The sequence below is a fragment of the Bacillus capparidis genome, assembly GCF_017832095.1.
Taxonomy (GTDB): Bacteria; Bacillota; Bacilli; order Bacillales; family Bacillaceae; genus Bacillus; species Bacillus gobiensis.
In genome coordinates this window covers 16,860-28,046 of the sequence record NZ_JAFDST010000010.1, presented here as the reverse complement: position 1 = coordinate 28,046, position 11,187 = coordinate 16,860, and the positions used below count along the sequence as shown (strand labels likewise).

Annotated in this window: 11 protein-coding genes and 2 tRNA genes; all 13 read left to right on the top strand. The window is 42.1% G+C overall.

Features of this window, described 5'->3' with window-relative positions; translation table 11 throughout:
- Positions 1 to 122: 122 nt before the first annotated feature.
- The 13 genes from spoVT (at position 123) to prkT (ending at position 11,086) form a co-directional block, all read left to right on the top strand.
- Positions 123 to 659 (top strand): stage V sporulation protein T, encoded by a 537-nt coding sequence (spoVT, locus tag JOC74_RS22775; protein WP_053606171.1) that lies wholly within the window; start codon positions 123 to 125, stop codon positions 657 to 659.
- 313 nt (positions 660 to 972) lie between these two features.
- Positions 973 to 2,568 carry a putative polysaccharide biosynthesis protein gene (locus JOC74_RS22770; RefSeq protein WP_211086331.1) on the top strand — a complete coding sequence of 532 codons (1,596 nt, stop codon included), beginning with the start codon at positions 973 to 975 and terminating at the stop codon, positions 2,566 to 2,568.
- Positions 2,558 to 4,024 (top strand): bifunctional methyltransferase/pyrophosphohydrolase YabN, encoded by a 1,467-nt coding sequence (gene yabN, locus JOC74_RS22765; RefSeq protein ID WP_053605116.1) that lies wholly within the window; start codon positions 2,558 to 2,560, stop codon positions 4,022 to 4,024. The genes JOC74_RS22770 and yabN overlap by 11 nt, the downstream gene beginning before the upstream one ends.
- 1 nt (position 4,025) lies before the next feature.
- On the top strand, positions 4,026 to 4,289 hold the full coding sequence (locus JOC74_RS22760) for an RNA-binding S4 domain-containing protein (RefSeq protein ID WP_053605117.1): 264 nt from the start codon (positions 4,026 to 4,028) through the stop codon (positions 4,287 to 4,289).
- A 90-nt stretch (positions 4,290 to 4,379) separates the two neighbouring features.
- Complete coding sequence (yabP, locus tag JOC74_RS22755) at positions 4,380 to 4,691, top strand: sporulation protein YabP (RefSeq protein WP_053605118.1); 312 nt, start codon at positions 4,380 to 4,382, stop codon at positions 4,689 to 4,691.
- Complete coding sequence (yabQ, locus tag JOC74_RS22750; RefSeq protein ID WP_053605119.1) at positions 4,688 to 5,299, top strand: spore cortex biosynthesis protein YabQ; 612 nt, start codon at positions 4,688 to 4,690, stop codon at positions 5,297 to 5,299. The genes yabP and yabQ overlap by 4 nt, the downstream gene beginning before the upstream one ends.
- Positions 5,300 to 5,328: 29 nt before the next feature.
- Complete coding sequence (locus JOC74_RS22745) at positions 5,329 to 5,706, top strand: FtsB family cell division protein (protein ID WP_053605120.1); 378 nt, start codon at positions 5,329 to 5,331, stop codon at positions 5,704 to 5,706.
- A gap of 152 nt (positions 5,707 to 5,858) precedes the next feature.
- The gene (locus JOC74_RS22740; RefSeq protein ID WP_053605121.1) at positions 5,859 to 6,245 is read left to right on the top strand and encodes a S1 domain-containing RNA-binding protein; all 387 of its coding nucleotides are present in this window, start codon (positions 5,859 to 5,861) and stop codon (positions 6,243 to 6,245) included.
- Positions 6,246 to 6,417: 172 nt separating this feature from the next.
- Positions 6,418 to 6,494, top strand: a tRNA-Met gene (locus tag JOC74_RS22735).
- Positions 6,495 to 6,510: 16 nt separating this feature from the next.
- Positions 6,511 to 6,582, top strand: a tRNA-Glu gene (locus tag JOC74_RS22730).
- 219 nt (positions 6,583 to 6,801) lie between these two features.
- A complete protein-coding gene (gene spoIIE, locus JOC74_RS22725; protein ID WP_053605122.1) occupies positions 6,802 to 9,285 on the top strand; it encodes a stage II sporulation protein E in 2,484 nt (827 codons plus the stop codon).
- A gap of 75 nt (positions 9,286 to 9,360) precedes the next feature.
- Complete coding sequence (locus tag JOC74_RS22720; RefSeq protein ID WP_053605123.1) at positions 9,361 to 10,098, top strand: vWA domain-containing protein; 738 nt, start codon at positions 9,361 to 9,363, stop codon at positions 10,096 to 10,098.
- Positions 10,064 to 11,086: a serine/threonine protein kinase PrkT gene (prkT, locus tag JOC74_RS22715; RefSeq protein ID WP_053605124.1), complete on the top strand. Its 1,023-nt coding sequence runs from the start codon at positions 10,064 to 10,066 to the stop codon at positions 11,084 to 11,086. The genes JOC74_RS22720 and prkT overlap by 35 nt, the downstream gene beginning before the upstream one ends.
- Positions 11,087 to 11,187: the final 101 nt, after the last annotated feature.

Below are 11,187 nucleotides of genomic sequence, written 5' to 3'. Positions count from 1 at the left end.
CAATAAAGTGTATATTCCCTTTTTATGTGAAGGATACTATTTTCAAATCATGGTGATTGTTGCATAAAGCGTGACATGTGATTCCACCATAACTCATCACATGAAAGAGAGGCAGCATGAATATGAAAGCAACTGGTATTGTTCGACGTATTGATGATTTGGGACGTGTTGTCATCCCGAAGGAAATTCGCAGAACCTTGCGAATAAGAGAAGGAGATCCTTTAGAAATTTTTGTCGATCGAGATGGAGAGGTCATCTTAAAGAAATACTCTCCGATTAGTGAACTCGGTGACTTTGCAAAAGAATATGCAGACGCTCTGTATGATAGTCTGGGCCATTCCGTTTTAATCTGTGACCGTGATGCATTTATAGCTGTATCAGGTAGCTCTAAAAAAGATTATTTAAATAAATCGGTTAGCGGCGAGATCGAAAAAGCGATGGACCATAGAAGCTCCATGATTTCGAAAGAATCGAAAAACTTTCAGCTGATTGACGGAATTGATGAGGAATTGGCCTCCTATACCGTTGCTCCTATTGTAGCCAATGGAGATCCGATTGGAGCTGTAGTCATTTATAGCAAAGAACAATCTATAGGAGATGTGGAGCACAAAGCTGCAGAAACAGCTGCCGGGTTTTTAGCCCGACAAATGGAGCATTAATATCTTATTTTTTAAGACGCATGCTTAACTCGGCATTAAGTCCCCTAAATTAAGTGGGGGAGAGAAAATATCCGATTTTAGGATAAGGCAATATAGCAAACGATAAGTTGAACAGCCCATTTTCGGGCTGTTCATTTTTTTCCTGCATGATCCGAAGCAAGGGCCGCGATTTCAAGGCTATGCTGTCGTATTCCTGCTTCGTCGAATCTTTATAAAACCCTATTTTATTGATGAGGCCAGGTTTCCGTTGTATGGTATAATCAGCTTGCCTCGTATTCTAGAGGCCAATTCAATTGCTTGGAAGTGTTCACGAATGAATGATCGTGTCTCCGCTAAGAAACATTGGTTGTTACAAGGTGCGTTACTTTTAACGATAGCCGGTCTGGCTTCAAAAATTCTGGGTGCAGCCTATCGAATTCCTTTTCAAAATATTGCGGGAGATATCGGGTATTATATTTATCAACAGGTATATCCTTTTTTAGGGATTTCTGCAATGTTTGCTTCCTCTGCTTTTCCGGTGATTTTGTCTAAGCTTGTAGACCATTTTGGGGAAAATAACAGGGCAAAGGTGCTGTCCGTCTCGTTTCTGTATATGGCAGTGCTCGGCATGATCTTTTTTTCAGTCCTATTTTTCGGTGCTGACAGAATTGCTTACGGAATGGCTGATCCAAGGCTTGCCTCAGCGTTAAGAATTTCGGCGTTTCCTTTTTTGCTTTTTCCCTTTATAGCTTACATAAGAGGCTTTTTTCAAGGAAGTCAAGATATGCTTCCTACCGCGATATCACAAATAAGTGAACAATTTATCAGGGTACTAGTAATCATTCTTTTTTCTTACTGGCTTATTGCAAATGGACATTCCTTATATGATGCAGCAGCAGGGGCTGTATCGGGCTCTCTCATTGGCGGGATAGCTGCATTTGCTGTACTTGTTTTCTATTTCAGAAAAAAAGATCGTTTCCACCGGCAAAAACGGAAAGAATCAATTAGCACCTCCGCAATTGTAAAAGAGCTGATCGTTTATACATTTACAATCTGCACGAGCAGCCTGCTTTTGATCTTTGTACAATTAATTGATGCGCTTAATGTCTATGCACTCCTTACGGAAAACGGGAAACAGGTCATGGAAGCGAAGACGTTAAAAGGAGTGTATGACCGCGGCCAGCCTCTCCTCCAATTGGGAGGCGTTTTTGCGACAAGCATAGCGATTGCGCTCGTTCCCACGCTAGCCGCAGCTGCGAAAAACAAAACGAATACAGAAGAAGTGAGAAAGAAAATCCGCTTGTCTCTGAAGGCTTGCGCAGTGATTGGAGCAGGAGCCTCCGCAGGATTAATATGTATTTTAAAGCCTGTAAATATCATGCTGTTTGAAAATAGTGAGGGTACGGGCGTCCTGCAAATCTTTAGCTTGTCCATTCTATTTGCTTCCTTGGCCTTAACGTCTACCGCTGTTTTTCAAGGGCTTGGGAAGCCTGTATTCCCTGCTGTGGCGGTCCTTATCGGAATGGCTCTGAAGCTTTTGTTCAACTACCTTTTCATCCCGGCGCTTGGTATAAATGGAGCGGCACTGGCAACCGTTGGTTCATTTGCTTGTGTCGCCGGTCTCAATCTTTATCGTATGAGAGAAAAGGGCTGGCTGAGTTTTAAGGAATATCCTTTGTTGGCGCTCTTAGCTTCTGCACTTACCATGTGTCTCATATTAATTGTCTATACGTTTCTATTTGAATGGGTCTTTCCGGGTGAAGACAGGGGGATGGCAGTGATTGAAAGCTTGTCAGCACTCGGTATTGGCGGATGTGCTTTTCTTTATAGCATCTATAAGTTAAAGGTCTTTGCCGATGATGAGCTAAGCCGTGTACCGTTAGCAAAAAAAATAGAAAAGCAAAAGGAGGCGAATGAAGGTGGCAGGTAAAATTTCAGTAATTGGGCTTGGCGCGGGCGACTTGGATCAAATGCCCCTCGGTGTTTACAAGCGCTTAACCGACGCAGAAACGGTCTATGTAAGAACTTTTGACCACCCCGTAGTAAAGGAATTGGAAAAAGAGCATTCGACGTGGATGTCTTTTGACAATGTCTATAAAAAACATGAAAATTTTGACGATGTTTATATTGAAATTTGTGAGACATTGCTGGCTGAGGCGAAAGACAAGGAGGTTGTGTACGCCGTTCCCGGCCACCCGCTTGTCGCAGAAAAATCTGTCCAGCTGCTGCTTGAAAAAGAAACCGAGTCGCTGCGGATAGAAATCTACGGAGGCCAAAGCTTTCTTGATGCCACCTTTAACGCTCTGTCGATCGACCCAATTGAAGGCTTTCAGCTTGTTGACGCGGGCGACTTGTGCCCGGATGAATTACAGATAAGGCATCACGTGATCATTTGCCAGGTATATGACCGCCTTACCGCCTCAAATGTAAAGCTTTCACTAATGGAAAAGCTTCCAGATGATTATAAGGTCGCTTTGGTTACTGCAGCCGGCAGCACGGATGAAGACATTCGGTATGTACCGCTGTATGAACTCGATCGTGTCGCGGAAACTAGCAATTTGACGAGTGTATATGTTCCTCCGGTACGCGAGGAACATATACTCCACCAAGAGTTTTCATCGTTTCGCAAAGTCATTAAGGAGTTGCGCGGTCCAGGTGGCTGTCCGTGGGACAAGAAACAGACCCATCAGTCTTTAAAGCCATATATGATCGAAGAATGCTATGAATTGCTCGAAGCGATTGATGAGGAAGACGATGAACATATCGTTGAAGAGTTGGGCGATGTGATGCTCCAAGTCCTGCTTCATGCTCAGATCGGTGAAGACGAGGGATGGTTTTCAATCGATGATGTGATTAAAGGCATTACGGAGAAAATGATTAGACGGCATCCTCATGTGTTTGGCGATACGACGGCTGATAACGAGGCTGCGGTTCTGGAAAACTGGGAAAGCATAAAGAAACAAGAAAAACCAGATCAGGAGAAGCTGCTGTTGGATCATGTTCCGAAGACGCTGCCGGCTTTATCGAGAGCTTACCATCTTCAGAAAAAAGCGGCCAAAGCTGGCTTCGATTGGAAAGACGTCGGCGACATCTGGGATAAGGTCGACGAAGAAGTAAAAGAGTTTTTAAGAGAGGCAGAGTCGTTATCTGACACAAGAAAAATGAAGGATGAATTTGGTGACATACTTTTTGCTCTCATTAACGTCGGACGATTTTATAAAATCGAACCGGAAGAAGCCCTTGCGATGACAAATCATAAATTTTACAATCGATTTTCATATATAGAAAAACAAACGAATCAATCTGAAAAAAAGCTGGAAAACCTCACGCTTGAGGAAATGGATCAGCTTTGGGACGAAGCGAAGCAAAAGGAGAGAGAAGATTAACATGAGACTGGACAAATTTTTAAAGGTTTCCAGACTAATTAAAAGACGAACACTCGCCAAGGAAGTCGCAGACCAGGGAAGAATATCAATCAATGGAATACAAGCGAAGGCCAGCACCGATGTAAAAGCTGGTGACGAAATGGTCATCCGCTTCGGGCAGAAGCTTCTCACAGTAACCGTGAATGAGCTGAAGGATACAACAAAAAAAGAAGAAGCAGCCGGTATGTATACGATAACTAAGGAAGAAAAGCTCGGAGGAGAGTAAGGGGAGCGCGGGGGGCTTGTTCTAAACAGCCATTTTCCCTCATAGAATGCACTAACGTAAAACTAATGCATGGATATGGGGGATGGATGGATGAATTCATATTACAATCAGCAGAACAACCCTTCACAAGGGGTTTCTGATTTTGAGCATGATGTTACTATGAGAGGGAGAAAGCGTCTCGATATATCCGGAGTAAAACAAGTAGAGAGCTTTGACAGTGAAGAGTTTCTTTTAGAGACCGTCATGGGAATGCTGGCTGTCAGGGGAGAAAATCTGCAAATGAAAAACCTTGACGTTGAAAAGGGCATCGTCTCAATTAAAGGGAAAGTCTTTGACTTGATTTACTTGGATGAACAGCATGGGGAAAAAGCTAAGGGCTTCTTTAGCAAGTTGTTTAAATGACGCTATCGGTCCAATTTTACACCATGCTATCCATGGCGGGCATGGGACTTTGGCTGGGAGCTTCCCTTGATACCTACCGAATATTTGTGATTCGCAGCAAAACAGCGAATTGGCTTCTCATTTTTCATGATTTGCTGTTTTGGGCCATCCAAGGATTCTTGTTTTTTTATGTGCTGCTTCTCATAAATAAAGGTGAGCTGAGGATCTATATTTTTCTCGCTGTTCTGCTGGGATTTGCGACATACCAGAGTCTGTTTAAGCGAATGTATGTAACAACTATTCGATGGTGTATCCGCCTGGTCAATTCGATTTTTCAATTTTTATTAAAAACAGTGCGGATTCTGTTAATAAAGCCTGTATTCGGAATCATCCAATTTGCAATTGCTGTACTTCTCTTTCTAATTTATCGCATTCTTGATGTACTGAAGTTTATTTTCATTTTCTTGTATAAAATTATCTCTTTTTTGTTGTTTCCATTTTTCTTCCTGTTTAAGAAACTGCTTCCGAAGCGTTTTCAGGAAATTATCAAAAGGTTTTTTATAAAATCAGCAGGAATTATGGAAAAAGGAAAGAAATTATTGTTATCCATGAAAAAAGATAAGAAGTAACTGTAAAAAAAAGGAAGGAGGCCGTCGAAATGAATCCCTCGAGAAAAAGAAATATTACCCAATTACAAAATGACTATAAAGAACAAATGGAATTGAAACAACAGCACTACAAACGAAGGAGACGCGGTTTATACAGACGGCTTACCGCTTTCGGTATTTTAGTGCTTTTAGCAGCTGTTCTTATAGCCAGCTCCATCTATTCACAATCGTCCGCTTTAAATGCAAATGAAGCAAAGAAAGAAAAGCTTGCTAGGGAATTGAAGGAGATCAAAGGAAAGAAAGCAGATCTAAAAGAAGAAATCATAAATCTTCACGATGAGGATTATGTCTTAGATCTTGCTAGAAAAGATTATTATTTGTCCAAGGACAATGAAACCATTTTTAAAATAGATGAAGAGAACAAATAGCCTTGTTGACACATAAATTTTTTATTATGTATAATTAATAAAATGATTGATTTTGTTTTCGGAAAAAGATTTTTCCGATGCATATGAAAGCCATGTGTTTTTCAATTATGAAAACAGGCTTTCTAACAAGTCTAAGGAGGAGCACTTTTTTTATGTCCATCGAAGTTGGCAGCAAGTTGCAAGGGAAAGTAACAGGTATTACAAATTTCGGAGCGTTTGTTGAATTGCCCGGAGGCTCAACAGGTCTTGTTCATATCAGTGAGGTAGCCGATAATTATGTTAAGGATATTAATGAGCACTTAAAAGTCGGTGATCAGGTTGAAGTGAAAGTCATTAATGTTGAGAAGGATGGAAAAATAGGTCTGTCAATCAAAAAAGCAAAAGACCGTCCACAAGCTAGACCAAGAAATGATTTTCGCACAAAGGAAACATTCGAACAAAAAATGAACAAGTTTCTTAAAGATAGTGAAGATCGCTTATCGTCCCTGAAACGCAACACGGAATCCAAACGCGGAGGACGCGGAGCAAGAAGAGGATAACGAGCTGCTTTCTATATATACATCTTTAGCATCCGTCTTAATACCAACGGATGCTTTTATTTATATTTTTTTGCCCCCCCCATAGATATCTGAAAATTAAAACTATGAATTGGGTATTGACGGGTATCTAAAACCTTTGTATTATAGTTCTTGTGCCTTTTCTAGTTTTTATGGCGGTGTAGCTCAGCTGGCTAGAGCGTACGGTTCATACCCGTGAGGTCGGGGGTTCGATCCCCTCCGCCGCTACCATATATTAAAAATGCACGGCCCGTTGGTCAAGCGGTTAAGACACCGCCCTTTCACGGCGGTAACACGGGTTCGAATCCCGTACGGGTCATCATAGGAAAATCGGTTCCAATTTCGGGACCGTTTTTTTTTGTTTTCATCGCCATTTTTTATCAAATGAAGAAGAAATAACTCGACTTACCAAGAGTCTTTATAGCTGGCTACATATCACGTCGAAGAGTTCTTTATTTTGCATCCTTGTTTTGACAAATTCCTTTTTATTCTTTCGCTATAATGACAAGCAAGATTTGTTATTCGGGGGGATGAAAGAATGGAAAAGATAGAGCGGAGTATTAATGATTCAGGCTTAGGGATGGAAAAGCTTTATGGATGGTTGCAAAAGCGGGTAAATGGTCTGTTTCATCATTTGCATTCGTTCTTTTTTTATAAAGGCTTTATATATGTCATCATTGGTTTTCTATTGGGACGAGCCTTCATTTTGTCTGAGGTTCTTCCATTTGCGCTGCCGTTTTACGGAGCGATGATCGTAATGAAAAGAGACAAATCTGTGCTTGCCTGCCTGTCATTGCTTGCTGGTGCACTAACGATCTCGCCTCAAAACTCATTATTTGTGATGTCCTCGATGATCATCTTTCTGCTTTTATCAAAGCTCATTTCTTTCATTTACGATGATCGAATCAAGACACTCCCTCTAATTGTGTTTTTCTCCATGGCGTTAACTCGAAGTATTTTTGTGTATACAGGCTCTGGTGCATTTTCTGCATACGATTATGTTATGGCGCTTGTGGAAGCGGGCCTGTCCTTTATTTTAACGCTTATTTTTCTCCAAAGCTTACCCATATTTACCGTTTCGAAAATGAAGCAGTCGCTTAAAGTGGAAGAAATCATCTGTTTTATGATATTGGTCGCCTCCGTGTTAACTGGATTGGCGGGCATCTCGTTTTACGGTTTGCAGACCGAGCACATTTTATCGCGTTACAGTGTTTTAACCTTCGCCTATATTGGAGGGGCAAGTATTGGTTGTACCGTAGGCGTCGTAACAGGCCTTATCCTTGGACTTGCAAATGTCGGAAATCTTTATCAGATTAGCCTGCTTGCATTCTCAGGGTTGCTCGGAGGCTTATTGAAAGAAGGCAGAAAAGCAGGTGCAGCCGTCGGGCTATTGATTGGTTCTCTCTTAATTTCCTTATATGGTGAAGGATCAGCAGCTCTGGCGACTACATTGTATGAATCGTTGATTGCCATCTTCCTATTTTTGCTGACTCCCAAACGATTTACGAAAAGGGTGGCCAAGTATATCCCGGGAACAGTCGAGCATGGACAGGAGCAGCAGCAATACGCCAGAAAAATCCGGGATGTAACGGCACATAAGGTCGATCAGTTTTCAAGTGTATTTCAAGCGCTTTCTGAAAGCTTCGCAGCGTTTCATCACACAGTAACCGATGAGAAAAAAGAACAGATAGAAACGGATAACTTTTTAAGTACGATTACAGAGCACTCCTGCCAGACGTGCTATAAGAAAAACCGCTGCTGGGTACAGAACTTTGATAAAACATATGATTTGATGAAGGCGGTTATGCAGGAAACAGAAGAAAAAACGTATCAAAAAAATCGAAAGCTGAAAAAAGAGTTTCAGCAGCACTGCTCAAAATCGAAGCAGCTGGAGGAATTGATCGAGGATGAACTAAAGCTTCAAAAGGCAAACGAAACACTTAAAAAACAGGTTCAGGATTCAAGGAGGCTCGTTGCTGAACAGTTGCTTGGTGTTTCCCAGGTTATGGAAGACTTTTCTCGGGAAATAAAAAGAGAACGGGAGCAGCATTTTCAACAGGAGGAGCAAATAAGAGATGCCCTGCAGAATTTTGGTATCGAAATTCAGCAGGTTGAGATTTACAGCCTAGAGCAGGGGAACATAGATATTGAAATGTTTATCCCCTATTGCAACGGCCATGGAGAGTGTGAAAAGATCATTGCTCCGATGCTTTCAGACATTCTGGAAGAACAAATTGTCGTAAAAGGAGAAAAGTGCGCCGGACATCCTAATGGATTCTGCCATGTTGCATTTGGTTCGTCGAAATCGTTCCGCGTTTTCACCGGAGTGGCACATGCAGCTAAAGGAGGCGGACTTATTTCCGGGGACAGCTTCAGCATGATGGAACTCGGTGTCGGTAAATTTGCCGCTGCCATTAGTGACGGAATGGGGAATGGCGCGAGGGCAAATTTTGAAAGCAACGAAACCATTAAGCTGCTGGAAAAAATCCTTGAATCGGGAATTGATGAAAAGGTTGCGATAAAAACGATTAATAGCATTTTATCTTTGCGCACAACGGATGAAATCTATTCGACCCTTGATTTATCCGTGATTGATTTACAAGATGCAACATGTAAATTTCTAAAGGTAGGATCTTCGCCAAGCTTTATCAAAAGGGGAGAACAGATCTTAAAGGTTCAGGCAAGCAATCTTCCAATCGGCATTATTAATGAGTTCGACGTGGAGGTCGTCACGCAGCAATTAAAGGCAGGGGATTTGTTAATCATGATGAGTGATGGGATTTTTGAAGGTCCAAAGCATGTAGAAAACCACGACCTATGGATGAAACGGAAGATAAAAGGAATAAAAACAGAGGAGCCTCAGGAAATCGCCGATCTTATTATGGAGGAGGTCATTCGAACGAGATCAGGAAAAATAGAAGATGATATGACGGTCGTGGTTACACGAATTGAACACAATACGCCGAAATGGACTTCTATTCCGGTGCCGTCCCATTATCAAAGAAAACAAGAGATTTCCTAAAACCACCGTATAATTCGAAATCCTTCTGGAGATGATGTTTGTAATTAAAAGATTACGCTACCAGGAGGAATAAAAGTGAAAGTTGGTCATTTAAATCAAATCCTGCTTATTACCGACGGCTGCTCGAATCAAGGTGAAGACCCCATTGCAATGGCTGCTCTGGCGAATGAACAGGGGATTACAGTGAATGTTATCGGAATTATGGAAGAGCATAGCAAAGACGAAAAAGCTTTGGATGAAGTGGAAGGAATTGCGCTTGCCGGAGGAGGCGTTAATCAAACCGTTTATGCCGCAGAGTTGTCACAAACGGTACAAATGGTTACCCAGAAAGCAATGAACCAAACGTTGAAAGGTGTGGTCAATAACGAGCTTAAACAAATCCTTGGCAAGCAAACGGAATTGGAAGAGCTTCCCCCAGAGAAACGCGGTGAAGTTATGGACGTAGTTGATGAGTTAGGGGAAACAATCCATCTGAGGGTGCTGGTACTTGTCGATACGAGCGCTAGTATGGGTCCTAAGCTGCAAACCGTAAAGGAAGCGTTATTTGATTTGTCTATCAGTTTGAATTCAAGAATAGGAGATAATGAATTTGCGATGTTTGTATTTCCCGGGAAAAAGCAGGAGGTGGAACGAGTCATGGATTGGACACCAAAGCTCGACTCTCTTTCGCCAATTTTCGCGAAATTGTCTACTGGAGGCATTACGCCGACAGGTCCCGCCATACGAGAAGCGATTTCATATTTTGGCTCGAATCGCTCAAGAAGGAGCATGCTGAGCAATGAAGAAAGCAGCCTCGATGGATTTGGCATGTAGCTTTAAGCCAGGTGATAGCTTAAAAGGGAAATGGAATCAAAATACGTATAGAATCATTAAGCAGCTTGGAAAGGGAGCAAACGGTGTGGTATACCTCGCTGTTTCGGCTAGAGGGCAAGTGGCCTTAAAGGTAAGCGACGACACGATGTCGATCACATCAGAAGTTAATGTATTAAAAGCTTTCTCAAAGGCCCGCTCTAAAGCGATGGGGCCTTCTTTGTTTGATGCAGACGACACGGTTTGCGGTTCTGCCAAGCAAACGATTTCCTTTTACGCAATGGAATATGTCCAAGGCCCTCTTTTGCAAGATTATGTGCAGAAAAGGGGTGAGGAATGGATCACTGTTTTGATGATTCAGCTGTTAACCGATTTATCCTTCCTTCATCAGGAAGGCTGGATTTTTGGTGATCTGAAGCCTGAAAATCTCATCGTTGCAGGTCCTCCAGCAAAAATCAGGTGCATTGACGTTGGAGGCACGACAAAGCAAGGCAGAGCGATAAAAGAATATACCGAGTTCTTTGATAGGGGCTATTGGGGTTTTGGAAGCCGAAAAGCCGAACCTACATACGATTTGTTTGCTGTAGCTATGATAATGATTAATTGCGTAGTGACACAAAAGTTTAAGAAGAGTGAACATCCAAAGGAACAGCTTTTCTCCGTCATCGAAAAAAACACGTACTTAAACAGATACAAACACGTGCTGCAATCTGCGCTGAGCGGCAGCTACTTATCGGCTGATGAGATGAGAAACGGGCTGCTGTCTGCCGGGCAAAAGGGGACAAACCGGGTAGTACGGCAGCAGAGCTATACACAAGGAAGCGGAAATAGCAGAACAACTCGTGTCCGTTCCCAAAGAAGCAGCAACCCAAATCGGATGGCAAAAAAACAGAAAACGAAAAAGCCGGGAGGCGGGATTGCAGAAACGATGCTGATTGTTATCAGTATTGTAGCCTTATATTTCGCTTATATTATTCTCTTTCTTGCATAGAATTATGATGAATATGTGAATTCGGGTACTTCTTCTTTGCAGGAGAAGATATAAAGTGATAGGATATGAATATCTTTACTATTCCACATGTTTTTAGACGG